General features: G+C 30.4%; 16 protein-coding genes. 9 read left to right on the top strand and 7 right to left on the bottom strand.

Going from position 1 to position 16343, the window contains the following annotated elements; all coding sequences use genetic code 11:
- Positions 1 to 208: 208 nt before the first annotated feature.
- The gene (locus tag HA140_RS00715; protein WP_209039320.1) at positions 209 to 1378 is read left to right on the top strand and encodes a DegT/DnrJ/EryC1/StrS family aminotransferase; all 1170 of its coding nucleotides are present in this window, start codon (positions 209 to 211) and stop codon (positions 1376 to 1378) included.
- Positions 1371 to 2117, top strand: a complete 747-nt coding sequence (locus HA140_RS00720) for a class I SAM-dependent methyltransferase (RefSeq protein ID WP_209039321.1) — start codon at positions 1371 to 1373, stop codon at positions 2115 to 2117. The genes HA140_RS00715 and HA140_RS00720 overlap by 8 nt, the downstream gene beginning before the upstream one ends.
- Positions 2118 to 3069: 952 nt before the next feature.
- Here HA140_RS00720 and HA140_RS00725 read toward each other — a convergent pair.
- Positions 3070 to 3429, bottom strand: a complete 360-nt coding sequence (locus HA140_RS00725) for a DUF7326 family protein (protein WP_209039322.1) — start codon at positions 3427 to 3429, stop codon at positions 3070 to 3072.
- 382 nt (positions 3430 to 3811) lie between these two features.
- Here HA140_RS00725 and HA140_RS00730 point away from each other — a divergent pair, with 382 nt between their 5' ends.
- Positions 3812 to 4594, top strand: coding sequence for a response regulator transcription factor (locus HA140_RS00730; protein ID WP_209039323.1), 783 nt, complete (start codon positions 3812 to 3814; stop codon positions 4592 to 4594).
- Between the two features lie 3 nt (positions 4595 to 4597).
- Here HA140_RS00730 and HA140_RS00735 read toward each other — a convergent pair whose 3' ends face one another.
- From HA140_RS00735 to HA140_RS00745, 3 genes are read right to left on the bottom strand one after another with little or no spacing between them, the layout of a single operon-like run.
- Positions 4598 to 5560 carry a DNA polymerase III subunit delta' gene (locus HA140_RS00735; RefSeq protein WP_209039324.1) on the bottom strand — a complete coding sequence of 321 codons (963 nt, stop codon included), beginning with the start codon at positions 5558 to 5560 and terminating at the stop codon, positions 4598 to 4600.
- Positions 5557 to 6195, bottom strand: a complete 639-nt coding sequence (tmk, locus tag HA140_RS00740; RefSeq protein WP_209039325.1) for a dTMP kinase — start codon at positions 6193 to 6195, stop codon at positions 5557 to 5559. Before tmk ends, HA140_RS00735 begins: the two co-directional genes overlap by 4 nt.
- Positions 6196 to 8490 carry a heavy metal translocating P-type ATPase gene (locus HA140_RS00745; protein ID WP_209039326.1) on the bottom strand — a complete coding sequence of 765 codons (2295 nt, stop codon included), beginning with the start codon at positions 8488 to 8490 and terminating at the stop codon, positions 6196 to 6198.
- A gap of 121 nt (positions 8491 to 8611) precedes the next feature.
- On the opposite strand from HA140_RS00745, the gene HA140_RS00750 reads away from it, so the two are divergent.
- Positions 8612 to 9133: a photosystem I assembly protein Ycf3 gene (locus tag HA140_RS00750; RefSeq protein ID WP_025913995.1), complete on the top strand. Its 522-nt coding sequence runs from the start codon at positions 8612 to 8614 to the stop codon at positions 9131 to 9133.
- 6 nt (positions 9134 to 9139) lie between these two features.
- Here the strand turns inward: HA140_RS00750 and radA are convergent, their stop codons facing one another.
- Positions 9140 to 10492 carry a DNA repair protein RadA gene (gene radA / locus HA140_RS00755; RefSeq protein ID WP_209039327.1) on the bottom strand — a complete coding sequence of 451 codons (1353 nt, stop codon included), beginning with the start codon at positions 10490 to 10492 and terminating at the stop codon, positions 9140 to 9142.
- A gap of 107 nt (positions 10493 to 10599) precedes the next feature.
- Here radA and rpaB point away from each other — a divergent pair, with 107 nt between their 5' ends.
- From rpaB to HA140_RS00780, 5 genes are read left to right on the top strand one after another with little or no spacing between them, the layout of a single operon-like run.
- Entirely contained in the window at positions 10600 to 11346 is a 747-nt protein-coding gene (gene rpaB / locus HA140_RS00760) for a response regulator transcription factor RpaB (protein WP_209039328.1), read from the top strand.
- On the top strand, positions 11347 to 12819 hold the full coding sequence (gene plsX / locus HA140_RS00765; RefSeq protein ID WP_209039329.1) for a phosphate acyltransferase PlsX: 1473 nt from the start codon (positions 11347 to 11349) through the stop codon (positions 12817 to 12819). It abuts the gene before it with no gap.
- Between the two features lie 53 nt (positions 12820 to 12872).
- Positions 12873 to 13880 (top strand): beta-ketoacyl-ACP synthase III, encoded by a 1008-nt coding sequence (locus HA140_RS00770; RefSeq protein ID WP_209039330.1) that lies wholly within the window; start codon positions 12873 to 12875, stop codon positions 13878 to 13880.
- A gap of 14 nt (positions 13881 to 13894) precedes the next feature.
- On the top strand, positions 13895 to 14791 hold the full coding sequence (gene fabD, locus HA140_RS00775) for an ACP S-malonyltransferase (protein WP_209040208.1): 897 nt from the start codon (positions 13895 to 13897) through the stop codon (positions 14789 to 14791).
- 5 nt (positions 14792 to 14796) lie between these two features.
- Positions 14797 to 15417 (top strand): lysophospholipid acyltransferase family protein, encoded by a 621-nt coding sequence (locus HA140_RS00780; RefSeq protein ID WP_209039331.1) that lies wholly within the window; start codon positions 14797 to 14799, stop codon positions 15415 to 15417.
- 4 nt (positions 15418 to 15421) lie between these two features.
- On the opposite strand, the gene HA140_RS00785 is transcribed toward HA140_RS00780, so the two are convergent.
- Together HA140_RS00785 and HA140_RS00790 are read right to left on the bottom strand one after the other, a co-directional pair.
- A complete protein-coding gene (locus tag HA140_RS00785) occupies positions 15422 to 16075 on the bottom strand; it encodes a molecular chaperone (protein WP_209039332.1) in 654 nt (217 codons plus the stop codon).
- 9 nt (positions 16076 to 16084) lie between these two features.
- Complete coding sequence (locus tag HA140_RS00790; RefSeq protein ID WP_209039333.1) at positions 16085 to 16336, bottom strand: Ycf34 family protein; 252 nt, start codon at positions 16334 to 16336, stop codon at positions 16085 to 16087.
- Between the last annotated feature and the right edge of the window lie 7 nt (positions 16337 to 16343).

Here is a 16343-nt window from a genome sequence, read left to right on the forward strand (position 1 = left end):
TTTTTTTTAATAATTAATATTTCTATTTAACACTAAAATTAGAAAAAAAAAAACTTAGACCAAACTTATTAAAATCGAATTATTTTTTTCAAAACAGATTTGCAAAACCCCATTTTTTGCTGATTTCCAGAATAATGTAAAATTAAAAAAGATATATGTTTTTTAATGGAACTATCTTTTTTAGAAAATAAATAAATTCAATTATTTTATGAGTATTATGAATAGTGGTTTGCAGGGTAGATTTAATTATCCTCAAACTGAATCTAGAATTTATCATCGTTCTTTCGTAAGAGCTTCAAAATATGTTCAACAAAGTGGACAATTAATACTAGGAGAGGGAGTCAAGAAATTCGAAGAAAATATTGCGAATTGGATGGGTGAAGATATTAATGCAGAGCAAGTTATTGGAGTAGCCACTGGAACTGATGCATTGGAACTTTCTCTACTCTCTTGCGATATAAAAACAAATGATCAAATTGCAGTACCCTCACATACAGCTTATGGAACAGTAGCAGCGATTCTTAGAATAGGTGCTATTCCTGTTTTTATAGATGTAGGAGATAAGTTCTCTACAATTAGTCCCTATGATTTACGTGATAAATTAAGCAATAATTCAAAGATCAAAGCTTTGATAGCAGTTCATTTATATGGAGAGGCGTGCGACCTAAAATCTTTATTGAAAATTTGTCGAGATTTCAAGATACCATTAATAGAAGATTGTGCTCAGGCTTTTGGCACCCTCTATGAGGGAAAACCCGTAGGTATTTTTGGAGACAGATCAGCATTTAGCTTTTACCCAACAAAAAATCTTGCAGCTTGTGGTGATGGAGGATTATTCATATCAAAAACACAAGGAGAAAAATTGACTTATTCAAGAAGATTAAGATTCTATGGATGGGATAATTCGCGTTATGCTGTGCAAAAAGGAGTAAATAGTAGGCTAGATGAAATACAAGCTTTGATACTTTCTTCAAAACTTATTGACATTAAAAAAAGGATTTCTCAAAGAAGAAAAGTAGCGAATTTTTATAAAATTTATCTTGAAGAGCTACTATCAACTGGAGATTTAATATCTATTCCTAAGGATGGTAATAATTGGCTACATAGTTACCATTTGTATGTAATAAGAATAAAAAAGGAAATAAGAAACTTTGTATATGAATATTGTCTTGCAAAGAAAATACCCGTAGGAATTCATTATTTGAAAGCATGTCACCAGCAACCTTTTTTATCAAATAATAATTATTCGTTAATTAATACTGAAAAAATAGTTCAAGAGATTATAAGCTTACCAATAAATCCTTACTTAAGGAAAAGAGATGTTCAAAGAGTTTGTAAAATATTAAAGGAGGGAATTTGGGAGGCTAAAAATGAATGACTTAGAATATCAAACTATGGGCGAAGTCGAACAGGATCATTGGTGGTTTAAACATAGATTATCAAAAGTCCAAAAGGTTTTACGAAACGAATCAGAGAAGAAAAAATATTCATTTAATATTTTTGACATTGGCTGTGGAACAGGTGGATTGCTATTTGAGTTGAAAAAGAATGATTTCATAAATAAAGCTAGCGGGTGCGAACCTCATCCAATAGGGTTTGAATTTTGTCAGAAAAGAAAATTGTCAGTACAAAAATGTACTTTAAATAATTTAAAAATTGACAATGAGATTTATGATGTAGTCTTATGTATGGATGTTCTTTATCATAAAGATATTGATCCAATAGAAAGTTTTCAAAATATCAAACAGTTACTTAAGCCTAATGGTATTTTAATCCTAAACGTAGCTGCATTATCTTGTTTAAAAAGTTCTCATGATTTAAATGTCATGGGAGTAAGAAGATTCAACCTAACAGGTTTAAGGAAACTTGCCATTAAAAATGGTTTTATAGTTAATCAATTACATTATTGGAATACTTTTTTAACACCATTAATTTATTTAAAAGCAAAAATTGATTATTTAATTCCCTCTTTAAATAAAGGTAAATCATCTGTGAGATTGCCGAATAAATTTTTTAATAAGTTTTTGATACTGGTGCTAAAAATTGAAAACTTATTTCAAAAATATATTAATTTTCCTTTCGGAACTTCACTTTTTTTAGTCTGTGAAAAAAGATAAATTAATTAGATCTAATAGGATTTATGGAGAATATCAAGCTGTGATAAAAGGTTATCAATAAACTTGTCGAAATTTTGCTGTAAATTTCGATGATAGTCTTCAAAATCCTCCAGAAGAAGCATTAAAACTTTTTCATTTGGCTAAATAGTTCATTAATCCAAATGATAAAGTTCCCCATATTATTAGTGTCGCAAACGCAATTGATAAATTATTCATACCTATCCAAACAAATAAAAAACTAAGGATGTAAGTGCTAAAGATACAAAATAATTGAATAGTAATATATTGAAAAAGGAACTTGAAATGAAAATCCATCCTAAAACTAAATTTGGCATGCATATATGAATTAAAGAAAATACAAATTATTCCAGATAGTAAAACAGAAAAAGTACTTTTAAAATTTAATAATGTAAATAATGAAAACAATAATAAATAAAATATTTCTCCAATAATTCCAACTCCAAAAAACCTAAATATCCTTTTATTAAAAAGATCTAAAAAGTAATTCTTAATTTTCCTCATTATTTACATAAAAACTTAAATTTTTTTCTTATATTTTGTTTTTCAACTGATGAAAATAAAGAATATACAATTATGAGTTAAATAGACATATTAGTCTAACAATATATCCTTAATTAAGGAAAAAGGATATACATGAATTTTCTAATACATAAAGCAGGTAGTTGGGAAAGAAAAAATAAATGTAGGAGTTTATAGGACTTATTCATTCATTGTATTAAGAACATTTATTAGAACACTTTATGTATTACAAAACTGTTGATTGTTTCTTAATATATTCTTATAAAAATTGTATTTTTAATAACAGTATTTAGAACAACAATAATTAATAAATGCCAATTAAAATTTTTTTCTTATATTTTGTTTGTACATATAGTAAATATATATTTTTGTTATTGAGATCAAAATTTTTCTTTTCAGCAAATACTAAATACTAATCATCCCACATATCCTTTTTCGCTTGACCTATGTTATTTTTCTCAAGTAATGCTGATCTTTCTTTCTGATGATCTATTTCTTGGTCTAGGTTGTTTGGATCTTCGCTATATTTTGTTTTTATCTCATTAAGAATTAGTTCAAATTCCTCTCCAAAAAAATCTGACATTTCTCTCCATGCCTCCATTTCTTCTTCTTTACCAATAGTATCGTTTATCTGATGTGAAATGATTTCTAGTACATATTTTTTAAGTGCTTCATGACTCATAGATTCAACTTTTTTTTGAATATAAAATTCTTTTAGATTTTCCAGTTGTTTTTTCGATAAATCAGAATAGATTAATAACTTTTTTTTCATGAATACATAAATTTTTTTTAATATAGACAAAAATCATTAGCTTAAACACTTATAAAATTTCAAAAACTATTAAAACAGTTTTAATCTTTTTGAAAACTTAGAGAAAATCTCGTAATTTGATTTTTAAATATTTTTAGTACGCACTTTTAGTAATGCATTTCTGTAAATATTCTTCTAATTATTAAGAAATACTAAAAAAAATCAAAAGAAATTATAAAATTTGAATGATTTCTAAATTCGTTTTTTCTTTCTAATACGCTGCTATTATTGACTTAATAGATATAATTGATTGATAAAATTGTTTACATTAATTCAGCAATCTTCCTAAATTATTGAGAGAATCATATTACTAAAATTTATTTAATTTTAATAGTAGGTAAATATGAAAATTTCAATCCTTTTAATTGAAGATGATCGTGATATGCGTGATTTAGTATCTAGGCATTTAGAACATTCTGGTTTTGAAGTCCAAAAAGCTGAAGATGGAATTAAAGGCCAAGCATTAGCACTTCAATATTCACCAGACTTAATTCTCTTAGACTTAATGTTACCAAGTGTTGATGGATTGACTTTATGTCAACGCCTTAGAAGAGATGAAAGAACTTCAAATATTCCTATTTTAATGATTACAGCATTAGGAGGTCTTAAAGATAAAGTTACTGGTTTTAATTCTGGAGCTGATGACTATATCACGAAACCATTTGATCTAGAAGAATTACATGTACGTATAAAAGCTTTATTAAGGAGAACAAATAGAGCACAGTTAAATTCTAGTAATCAGCAAGAAATTCTAAATTATGGCCCTCTTACCCTTGTTCCTGAAAGATTCGAAGCTATGTGGTTTGAATCTCCGGTTAGACTAACTCATCTTGAATTTGAATTACTTCATTGTCTTTTACAAAGACATGGACAAACTGTATCACCAGCATTGATTCTTAAAGAGGTATGGGGATATGAACCTGATGATGATATTGAGACAATAAGAGTGCATATTAGACATTTACGTACTAAGTTAGAGCCTGATCCACGTAAGCCTATATACATAAAAACTGTTTATGGAGCTGGTTATTGTCTTGAATTACCTATTGGTTCTCAAGTTGAAACTGCAAAGCAGGAGTTTGTTAAAACAAGAAATCCTGATTTAATAAATTCTGTAATTGATTAAACTTCATATATTTTCCATTGATATTTTTAAAAAAGTAACTTCCCATGCCAACCTTGGTTGAATATTTTTTCTTAAGAGATATTTTAAATTTTCGAGTTTCTTAACTAAACTAATATTTTTTGTCTTTCTCCACCACATAGTTTGAATTAAATTAACTAAACAAATTTGTTGATAAATTTCTAGTTTTTCCGATATTAATTGAGATATTTCTAATATTTCAACACAATTTTTTGTTGGATAATCTAATTTTCTTATGATTTCATCTGAACAATCATTTAAAATTTCAATATTTTTAAATAATTGAGTTGGGGATCCATTGGCAGAGTTTATTAAATCTTCCAATTTGAATTTTGTATTAATATTTAATTTAGAAGTATCTAAGTAATCTTTCAAAATAGCCTTTATTTGTTTACTAGAAACAGATCGAAATCTAACTATTTGACATCTTGAGATGATCGTATCTAAAAGAAGGTTTAATTTTGATGTTAATAAAATAAAAATACCATTACTAGGTTCTTCTAAGGTTTTTAAAAGGCAATTTGAAGCTGCTTCGTTTAGAAGGTGGGCATCAATAATTAAAACAATTTTTTTGTCTGAGTTGATTGATTTTTGCCCAAGAAAAGTTTTGATATTACGTATTTGTGCAATCTTAATAATCTCAGATCCACTTGTGGTTGTTTTTTCGAGATCTGTACTTCTTGAACTTTTAGTTGCCAAAAGAGAATTAGGTTCGATAATGAGGAAATCAGGATGATTATTGTTTATAATTCTCTTTTCAATATTCTCGCTTTGTGAAGATTGTTTGAAAATCTCTTTTATAAATCGAAGAGCAGTTTGCCTTTTACCTACTCCTTCAGCACCACAAAATATATAACCATTAGAAAACGATTTGTTTTTAATTATATTGTTAAGACAGATATCGACTTCTGGATTAAATTGAAAATTATTTTTTTTAACCTCAATCATTTTTTATTAGAAAAATTTTTTAGTACGGTCTCTTTAATTTCTGTAGAAATAGTTTGAACGTTTTGTGAGGCAGATATTACTTTCCAGTTTTTTTCTTTGGCAATTTGTTTGAAGCCTTCATTTACTTTTTCTAAAAATCTAATACCTTCTGATTCTATCCTATCTGGAATTTCATTTTTTCTTCGGAATACGCTCTCTTCTGGAGAAATTTCTAAGAAGAAAGTTAGATCAGGAGATTCTCCTTGACACACAATAGATTCAATAGTTTTAATTATTTCTAAATTTATATTTCTTCCATAACCTTGATAAGCCAAAGTGGAATCGGAAAATCTATCACTTATTACCCAATCATTGTTATTTAAAGCAGGTGTAATAATTTTGGAAACGTGTTCAGCTCTATCCGCTGAATAAAGCAATAATTCCGCAAGCGATGAAGGCTTGTTTTTTTCATTATTATCAAGAATTAGTCCTCTGATTTTTTGTCCTAAAAGACTACCTCCAGGCTCTCTTGTAGTAATTAATTTAGACCCTCTCTTTATAAGACCACTATGAGGTAGCCATTTGGATAGTTCATCTATTTGGGTAGTCTTACCACATCCATCAATACCCTCAATAACGATAAATTTTCCTTTCATTTAATCCAAGGATAAAGCATTAAATACAACTGTAATAGAGCTAGTAGCCATCAATAATGCTGCTATTGAGGGTGTAAGAAGAATACCGTATTTAGGAAATAAAATTCCTGCGGCTAAAGGTATAGCTATTAAGTTGTAACCAAAAGCCCATGTTAGATTTTGTTTTATTTTTTTTATAGTTTTTTTTGCAAGATTTAAGGCGTAAGGTAATCCATTTAGTTGATCTCCCATTAGTACTACATCTGCATTTGCCTTGGCTATTTGAGTCCCTGATCCCACCGCAATCCCTAAGTCTGAGGACGCTAAGGCTGGAACATCATTAATACCATCGCCAATCATTGCTACTTTATTATTGATTTTTAGATTTTCAATAGTCTTTAGCTTCATTTCAGGCAGAAGATCCCATGCTACTTCTGTTTCTTTACAACCAATTTTTTTTGCTAAAGCTAAAACTGTTTGTTTTCTATCTCCACTTAAAATATTGATTTTAAATTTGTTATCTCTTAAATTTTGAACTGTTTTAATCGAATCATCTCTGAGTAAATCTCCTAACAAGATAAATCCTAATAATTTATCTTTGACACTTACCCCAATGATGGTGTTCGTTTTTGTCTCTTCATTATCAATGACTTTTTTTGCATCACTATCAATTATTATTCCTTTGCTTATTAGCCATTCAACATTGCCAATATTAATAATTCCATCAACTGAATCAAGTTCTCCAGAAATACCTCTACCTGAATGAGTGAAAATTTCTTTTATTGGAAATAGATTTAAATTTTGTTTTTTTGCCTCTTGAATTAAGGCATTCGCGATTGGATGTCTGCTTTCCTTCTCTAAACTGGCAGCTATTCTTAATAAAAATGAATTATCATTGGTATTTTTGTAGTCAACAATGAAAGGCTTACCTTTTGTTAAAGTACCTGTCTTATCAAAAATAATGTGATTAATTTTTGAAGCCATCTCTATTTTGTCCCCTCCTTTAAATAAAATTCCTTTTTTTGCTGCTTTACCTGATGCGACAGTTATTACAGTAGGAGTCGCTAAACCTAATGCACAAGGACAAGCTATTACTAAAACAGCAATTGACAATTGAATCGCTAAACTCAGGAAATTCTCAGCATTACTACCAAGCGAACTATGAAGTGTGTGGCTCGAGTGAGTTATGAATTGATGATTATTACTTAATAAATCAGGCCAAATGTTTCTTGCGCCCTTCCACCAAAAGAAGAAAGTTAATGAAGCAAAAATAAGCACAAAGTAAGTAAATTTGCCTGCAATTTCATCAGCAATTCTTTGAATTCCTGGCTTTCTAGAGTTTACAGACTCAATAAGGCTTACTAGTTTTGCAAGAGATGAATCTCCACCGACCTTTTGTACTTTAAGTCTAAGAGTTGAATTTAGATTTAAAGATCCATTAGATAGGTTGTCGCCTTTTTTTACTTCGATAGGTTTGGATTCTCCAGTAATATGTGAAAAATCAACATATGAATTACCTTGAGTAACAATGCAGTCAGCAGGTACTCTGTCTCCTGCTAAAACTTGAATTTCTTGATCAGGTTTTAAAGTGTTTACTCTTATAGACTTTATTTGATTATCTTTTGTGTAGATATTTGCCATTTCAGGTTGAAGATCTAATAACTCTCCAATAGATGAACCAGTTTGGTATTTTGCTCTTTCTTCTAAGAAACGCCCAATCAGTATAAAGCCTAAAAGCATAACTGGTTCATTAAAAAAACAAGGAAAACCAGTGGCAGGAAATATTAGGGATAGAATACTTGTTGTATATGCGCTAGTTACTCCAAGAGCAACTAAAGAATCCATATTCGGACGGTTCTTAATAAATGATTTAAAGCCATTAATAATTATTCCTCTGCCAGGAAGGAATAGGGCTAATGTTGCTAGTGATGCGTGAAAAAATATATTACCTAATATTGGGGAATTTATATAACTTCCTTCTGCAAGATGACCTAAACCTGAAAATAATAAAAGTAATAAGGAAAAAGTAAGTTTTATCCATTGATTATTCCACTTCTTTTTTTTTTCTAATTCTGCTTTATTTATTTTTTTTGAAAAATCATTTATGTAAATTTTGGATGGGAAACCATTATCTTTTAGATTTTCGAGAACTGTTTCTATATCTATATGATTATGGGTAATTTCAAAATATGCACTTTCAGTGAGTAAGTTAACAGAAACATTTTCAATACCATCAGAATTATTCAATAATTTTTCAACAGTACTAACGCAACCTCCGCACTTCATACCTGTAATGCTTAATTGAATGCTCTCCATATTTTTCTCTTTAGAAGCAAATTAATGCTTAAATTCATTTCTAACTATAATAATAAATGTAATTTACTTTTTAAATAATTATTTTTTAAATTACTATATTAACTTTATTAGAATTAAAGAAGTGCCTAGTAATCAAAACAGAGACAATTTTATTGATAAAGCTTTTACTGTAATTGCCGAATCTATAGTTAAAATAATGCCTATTGCAGAGAAAGAAAAAAAGGCATACATTTATTATAGAGATGGCCTAGCTGCACAAAATAATGGGGATTATTCCGAAGCATTAGAATATTACAAAGAGAGTTTATTGCTCGAAGAAAATAAAATTGATAGGGGTGAGACTTTAAAAAATATGGCAATAATATATATGAGTAACGGAGAAGAAGATTTATCTATTGAAACTTATGAAAAAGCATTAATAGAGAATCCCAAACAGCCATCATGCCTCAAAAATATAGGATTAATTTATGAAAAAAGGGGCAGATATGCTGAGCAAAATGGCGATCTAGATCAGAGAGATATTTGGTTTGATAAAGCTGCTGAAGTCTGGTCTAAAGCAGTTAGATTATATCCAGGTGGATACCTAGATATTGAGAACTGGTTGAAAAACTCAGGAAGAAGTTCAATCGATATGTATCTATAATACTTTTCACTCAGATAAAGAATAGTCAACTGCTTCTTTAATATTGGAAATCTCTTTGATATTTATTAAATTTTGAAAATTATTATTTAGCTCCTCCTCTAATTTTGGCACTACAACATTTTTGATCCCTAGTCTTACAGCTTCTTCTATCTTTGTTCGAAGGTTATTCGATTTTCTAACCTGACCGCTTAAACCCAATTCCCCAATAAATGAGCTATTTGCCAAAGGAGGAATATTTTTCAAACTTGATAAAATTGATATTGCTACTCCTAAATCAGATGAAGGATCATTAATCTCAAAACCCCCACCAGTAGCTACATAACAATCAAATTCAGATAATTTTATACCTACGTGTTTTTCGATAACAGCAAGAATTTGATGTAATCTATTTATGCTAATTCCAGTTGTAGTTCGTCTTGGGTTACTGTAGAAAGTTTTATTTACAAGTGCTTGTATATCAACAGCTAATGGTCGAGTGCCTTCATTTGTAATCGTAGTTGTTACACCTGAAATATTTTCTTTATTTGTAAAAATTGAACTCGGGTTTTTTATCTCTCGTAAACCCTCTTCAAGCATTTCAAAAATTCCAATTTCAAAGGTCGACCCAAATCGATTTTTTATACTTCTAAGAAATCGATGTGAGGAAATATTATCTCCTTCAAAGTTGATTACTGTATCAACTAGATGCTCTAGAGTTTTAGGACCAGCTAAAGCACCATCTTTGGTTACATGACCAATTATTAGAAGTGCAATATTATTGTCTTTTGCAAGATTTTGTAATTCAGATGAACATGCTCTAACTTGTGAAACTGATCCCGGAGAACTTTGCATCTCATGATTATGGATGGCTTGAATACTATCAATAATTGCGAAACTTGGATTTAAACGTTTGATCTCTTCAATTATTAGAGATAGATTAGTTTCTGCAAAAATTTTTAAATCAATGCTTTTTTGATTTAATCTTTCCCATCTAATTTTTACTTGTTCTAAAGATTCTTCTGCAGTTACGTATAAAACTTTCTCATTAAGAGATATTTTCCCCGCTGACTGAAGAACTATTGTGCTTTTACCTATTCCTGGTTCTCCCCCAAGTAAAACAACAGATCCAGGGACTATTCCACCTCCAAGAACTCGATCAAATTCCTTGAATCCTGTAGTAAATCTTGATATTTTTTTAAATGAAATTTCATTAAAAGGTATAGCTTTCTTACTATTTTTTATATCTTGATATTTTGAGCTCTTGTTTTTAATTTCTTCAACAATGGAATTCCATGAGTTGCAATTAAGACATTTCCCAAAGTATTGAGAAGTTTCAGTTCCGCAATTTTGACAAATAAAAGTCGACAATTTGCTAGACATTTAGTTTTTGAATTAAATAATAGAACTAGAATGTTTGGGATATTGCCCCTCTACAAGTTAGATTAGGTTAATAATTAATTCTCTTACTGATTAGCTAATAGAAACAAATGGCTCTATCTAGTCAAACTAAAGAAACAATACTTGTCGCAGATGACGAGGCAAGTATTAGAAGAATTCTGGAGACACGCCTCTCCATGATTGGCTACAAAGTTGTAACTGCAAGTGATGGCAAAGAAGCACTAAAGTTATTTAAAGATTATGAGCCAGATTTAGTTGTACTTGACGTCATGATGCCAAAGTTAGATGGCTATGGAGTTTGTCAAGAATTAAGAAAAGATTCTGATGTCCCAATTGTTATGTTAACTGCATTAGGAGATGTTGCGGATAGGATTACGGGTTTAGAATTAGGAGCCGATGATTATGTTGTCAAACCATTTAGTCCTAAGGAATTAGAAGCTAGAATAAGGTGTGTTCTACGAAGAATTGATAAAGAACAACTTCCTGGAATGCCTAATTCAGGATTAATTTTGGTTACTGACATCAAAATTGATACAAATCGAAGACAAGTTTTTAAAAGCGATGAAAGAATTAGATTGACTGGTATGGAATTTAGTCTTTTAGAGCTTTTGGTAAGTAGGTCAGGCGAGCCATTTAGTAGAGGAGAAATTTTAAAAGAGGTTTGGGGATACACTCCTGAGAGACATGTAGATACAAGAGTAGTGGATGTTCACATATCAAGATTAAGATCGAAACTTGAGGCAGATCCAGCAAATCCAGAATTGATACTAACAGCAAGGGGTACAGGATATCTTTTTCAAAGGATTGTTGATATTGCTCCTTATGACGGTAAATAAATGGGGAAAGAAACTGTACATAAAATTAACAAGCCTAGAGCTATCAGAAGATTAGTTATTTGGTATAAAAGAAACTCGGCAGTAACTTCAATAGTAGATACTGCTGCTAGTTCTGCAGTAACGGCTAGTAATGTAGCGGGTAATGTAGTTTCTGGTGCTGGGTCTGTAGTAAGTACAGCTAGCAATGTTGCAGGTAATGTTGCAGGTAATGTAGTTTCTGGTGCTGGGTCTGTAGTAAGCACAGCTAGCAATGTTGCAGGTAATGTTGCAGGCAATGTAGTTTCAAGTGCTGAATCTGTTGTAAATACTGCAAGTAGTGTAGTTTCAAATGCTAGTTCAATAGCTAAAAATACTTTACAGCCATTAGTTTTTGACCCATTAAAAAGATTACAAAACAATGATAATTTTTTAGAAAAAGAAGAGCATTCGCACTCGAATAGAATTTGGATTGCAGTTGATGGTATGGGCGGAGATTATGCTCCTGGGCCAATACTAGAGGGTTGTCTTGAAGCGATAAATAGATTTCCAATAAATATTAAGTTTGTTGGCAAAATTGAAAACGTTAAAAAAGCAGCAGAAAAAATCGGTTTAGAAGAATTACTTGAAAAAGAAATAGAAAATAATCGTCTTGAATTAATTGATAGTGGAGATCCTATAGGAATGAATGAGGAAGCTACTGCAGTCAGAAAAAGGAAAAACGCAAGTATAAATGTTGCAATGGATTTGGTTAGAAATAATGAAGCACAGGCTGTTTACTCAGCTGGGAACTCGGGAGCAATGATGGCTTCTGCCATATTTAGAATTGGTAGATTGAAAGGAATTGATAGACCTGCTATAGGAGCATTATTCCCGACAAGGGATCAAACTCGTCCTGTTTTAGTTTTAGATGTTGGCGCAAATACTGATTGTAAACCATCTTATCTCCATCAGTTTGCTCTTTTAGGTAATATTTATGCAAAAGATGTCTTACAGGTAAAGAAACCGAGAATTGGCCTTTTAAATATTGGAGAAGAAGAATGTAAAGGTAATGATTTATCTCTTAAAACATTTGAACTACTTTCTAATGAAAAAAGTTTTGATTTTGGAGGTAATTGTGAAGGCCGAGATGTATTATCAGGTAGTTTCGACGTAGTAGTCTGTGATGGATTTACCGGAAATATATTATTGAAATTTCTTGAATCTGTTGGAGGAGTTTTATTAGATATTTTGAGATCTGAGCTGCCACGTGGAAGGCGGGGGAAAGTTGGTTCTGCTTTTTTAAAAAGTAATTTAATCAGAATTAAGAAAAGGTTAGATCATGCCGAACATGGAGGAGCTTTATTACTTGGGGTAAATGGAATTTGCGTTATTGGTCATGGAAGTAGCAAATCTTTATCAGTAGTTAGTGCTCTTCGCTTGGCTCACTCTGCAGTTAACCATGGTGTTATGGACAATTTAAATCAACTTCAAAAGCTTCAAGTTTTAAATTCATAAAACATATTGAGTCAAATTTATGTTTGACTAATATAAGTAACTAAAAAACTCTTTTGGAAGGACTAAATTTAAATCAGATTGGAGTATCATTCAAAGGAAGCGGAAGTTATGTACCTGATCAAATTTTAACCAATCAAAAAATTAGCCAAAAGGTTGATACAAGCAACGAATGGATAAAATCTAGAACAGGCATTTCTGAGAGAAGAATTTCTAGCTTAGAAGATAATGTTACTGAGATGGGTTATAAGGCGGCTTTAAACGCTGTAGAAATGGCTAATTGGGATATTAAAACGATTGATTTAATTGTTTTAGCTACTTCTACTCCGCATGATTTATTTGGATCAGCGCCATCCATTCAAGCTAGATTAGGGGCAGCTAATGCTGTTGCTTTCGATTTAACTGCGGCATGTAGTGGCTTTTTATTTGCCTTAATTACAGCCTCACAATTTTTAAAAGTGGGTACTTTTAAAAGGGCTCTTGTTATAGGAGCAGATCAACTATCAAGCTTTGTTGATTGGAATGATAGAAGAAGTTGTATTCTCTTTGGAGATGGTGCAGGTGCAATAGCAATTGAAGCCACTACTGAATTTGATAATTTAATCGGTTTTGATATGAGAACTGACGGAGAAAGGGGTTCTTTTCTTAATCTTCCATCAAAAAATAATAAGGATTCAATAATTGATAACATTGATTTTTTAAGTGGAGCTTTTTCTTCAATCAAAATGAATGGTCAGGAAGTGTATAAATTTGCAGTTAGAGAAGTCCCGATAATTCTTGAAAATTTGTTTAAAAAAATGAATTATTCTTCCGATGAAGTTGATTGGCTTGTATTGCATCAAGCTAATCAAAGAATATTGGATTCTGTAGGAGACAGGTTAAAAATTCCTGGAGAAAAAATTCTTAGCAATTTAGAAAAATATGGTAATACTTCAGCAGCAACAATTCCACTAGTGATGGATGAGGCTATTAGAAATAATAGAATTAAACAAAATGATATTATTGCCACAAGTGGTTTTGGTGCTGGGTTAAGTTGGGGTGCAGCCCTCATTAAATGGGGTTAAAAAAAAGGAGCATTATGACAGTTGCATGGGTATTCCCTGGACAGGGTTCGCAAAAAATCGGAATGGCAAAACAAATTGAAAATTTGCCCAACACAAAAGAGAGGTTTAGTTATGCATCTGAGATATTTGAGAGGAATTTATTTGAAATTTGTGAGTTAGATACTGAACTAAAAAATCCTCTTTTTGATTTAAATAACACAATAAATACACAAATTTGTCTTTTTTTAATTGAATCAATCCTATTAGATGCATTAAAGGAAAATGGATTGAAACCAAATTATGTTGCTGGTCATAGTCTAGGAGAAATTACTGCACTATATTGTGCGGATGTTTTTTCATTCGAAGATTGTGTTTCTCTTATAAAAGAAAGGTCGCAATTAATGGTAAATGCCGGGAAAGGATCTATGGCAGCAGTAATTGGTTTTGATAGAGATCAACTTGATCTATTAGTTCAAAAAATTGATGATATTGTAATTGCCAATGATAATAGCTCTTCCCAAGTTGTCTTATCAGGATCTACTGAAGCATTAGATAATTTATCAAGAGAAATTTCTTGTAAAAGATTCTTGAAATTAAATGTTTCAGGTGCATTTCATTCACCATTTATGAATGAACCTTCATTAAAATTTTCTGAGTATTTAAAAAAGATTAAATTTAATAATCCATCTTTCCCAGTTATAAGTAATTATGAACCTTCACTCTGTAGTGATTCAAACGAGCTTAAAATTAGATTAGAAAAGCAAATGTGTAATGGAGTGAGGTGGCGCGAAACTATGGATTTAATGGCCAGAGATAGTGATCTTCATATTGTTGAAATTGGCCCTTCTAATGTACTAAGCGGTTTAGTGAAAAGACATCTTAAAGATGTAAAAATTTCTCAAGTATCATCTTCTGATCAAATATTTTATTAATTTGAATGAAAAATCATACTATTCAACAATTAATTTATGAATTAGTTAGCAAGCTTTTTGTATTTCCTATTTATAAGTTTGTATTTAAAGGTCATTTAATAGGTAGAGAAAATATTCCTCAAACAGATTCCTTTATCATGGTTTCTAATCATGGTTCTTTACTTGACCCTCCTTTGTTAGGTCATGCCCTTGGACGTAATATATCTTTTATGGCTAAGGCAGAGCTTTTTAAAATTCCTTTTCTTGGCTTTATAATCACTGCTTGTGGAGCGTATCCTGTTAAAAGAGGAATTGCTGATAAAAATACAATTAAAACAGCATGTAAAAAATTATCAGACAATAATTCTATTGGAATTTTTATTGATGGTACTCGTCAAAAAAATGGTCGAGTGAATAAGCCTAAACAAGGTGCAGCATTACTAGCTTTTAAAAATCAAAAATTATTATTGCCTGTTGCAATAGTTAATTCACATAGACTAATAAGATTTAAATTCTGTATTCCTTTATTTTCAAAAATAGTAATTAAAGTGGGAAAACCTGTTCAACCTCCACAAAGTTCATCAAGAGATGATCTGCATTCTGTGACAATGCTTCTTAAAGATAAAATTAATAATTTGATTGGTTGAATATTCAGTTAATTGGAGAAATAGGGTAAAGAGGCAAAACTGTTTTCCAAGAATCTACATTTGAATTTAATAAATTTTTATTTGATAAATTTAATAGTTCTTTTAAATCTTCTTTATCATCATAAATAGCCTCAAACAATATTTCTTTACTCTCAAGTTCTTTCACAACTTTGGGTAAAACTGTTTCTCGAATAATAAGATCCGAGGGGGTTTTTTCGTTATGACAAATTTCATATTTACCTGCAATAAAACCCTTTCGTTTTAATTTTTTGTAAATCCAGAATGATTTTTTGTTTATAAAGATATTATTTTCTGATGCAATTCTTTTTGCCATTATTTCAAATGAACTAAAACTGTCGAGAGGACAATTTATTTGTTGTGAGATAGTTCTTGCTAAAACCACAATCAGTCGTGAAGCATTAAAATTTGCTGGTCCTATGCTGACAGATAACTTATTTATTTTTTGTAAATTTTCTTTGGAAATGAATTTATTAAGATCATTAATTAAGTTGTTGCAAAGGTCATTATCAAATTTTTTAATAAAAAATTCATCAAATTTAAGGTTATTGTTTTTTCTATACCCGAAGCAAAAAGAATTGTCTGTGCTATGAATCACTAATGTAGGGTAATTTTCTCTTTGTTTGAGTTTAACTGTCATCTATTACCTTTAAACAGGTAATTCCTTACCTGGATTGCATTTAGACCATTTACCAAATTCATTTTCAAAACTTTCACAAGATTGAACATCCCAATCAGTTTTATAATCACCATTATTATCTTTAACTATATTGACATGAATGAATGGTTTTTTTGCTTTAAAATCAGGTAGATCACAAATATGATCAACACCATGATTATTCTCAACATCATGATATGTGATACATCTATCAACCCATTTACAGTTGATGCAAATGCACATAATAAAT

Source organism: Prochlorococcus marinus CUG1417 (assembly GCF_017695975.1).
In the GTDB taxonomy this organism is placed as follows: domain Bacteria; phylum Cyanobacteriota; class Cyanobacteriia; order PCC-6307; family Cyanobiaceae; genus Prochlorococcus_A; species Prochlorococcus_A marinus_AG.

Excerpts from the sequence above, each read along its gene's own strand:
- HA140_RS00720 (WP_209039321.1), top strand. The coding sequence starts at position 1,371 with ATGAATGACTTAGAATATCAAACTATGGGCGAAGTCGAACAGGATCAT.
- fabD (WP_209040208.1), top strand. The coding sequence starts at position 13,895 with ATGACAGTTGCATGGGTATTCCCTGGACAGGGTTCGCAAAAAATCGGA.
- HA140_RS00725 (WP_209039322.1), bottom strand. The coding sequence starts at position 3,429 with ATGAAAAAAAAGTTATTAATCTATTCTGATTTATCGAAAAAACAACTG.
- tmk (WP_209039325.1), bottom strand. The coding sequence starts at position 6,195 with ATGAAAGGAAAATTTATCGTTATTGAGGGTATTGATGGATGTGGTAAG.
- HA140_RS00780 (WP_209039331.1), top strand. The coding sequence starts at position 14,797 with ATGAAAAATCATACTATTCAACAATTAATTTATGAATTAGTTAGCAAG.
- HA140_RS00785 (WP_209039332.1), bottom strand. The coding sequence starts at position 16,075 with ATGACAGTTAAACTCAAACAAAGAGAAAATTACCCTACATTAGTGATT.
- radA (WP_209039327.1), bottom strand. The coding sequence starts at position 10,492 with ATGTCTAGCAAATTGTCGACTTTTATTTGTCAAAATTGCGGAACTGAA.
- HA140_RS00715 (WP_209039320.1), top strand. The coding sequence starts at position 209 with ATGAGTATTATGAATAGTGGTTTGCAGGGTAGATTTAATTATCCTCAA.
- HA140_RS00745 (WP_209039326.1), bottom strand. The coding sequence starts at position 8,490 with ATGGAGAGCATTCAATTAAGCATTACAGGTATGAAGTGCGGAGGTTGC.
- rpaB (WP_209039328.1), top strand. The coding sequence starts at position 10,600 with ATGGCTCTATCTAGTCAAACTAAAGAAACAATACTTGTCGCAGATGAC.
- plsX (WP_209039329.1), top strand. The coding sequence starts at position 11,347 with ATGGGGAAAGAAACTGTACATAAAATTAACAAGCCTAGAGCTATCAGA.
- HA140_RS00790 (WP_209039333.1), bottom strand. The coding sequence starts at position 16,336 with ATGTGCATTTGCATCAACTGTAAATGGGTTGATAGATGTATCACATAT.
- HA140_RS00730 (WP_209039323.1), top strand. The coding sequence starts at position 3,812 with ATGAAAATTTCAATCCTTTTAATTGAAGATGATCGTGATATGCGTGAT.
- HA140_RS00735 (WP_209039324.1), bottom strand. The coding sequence starts at position 5,560 with ATGATTGAGGTTAAAAAAAATAATTTTCAATTTAATCCAGAAGTCGAT.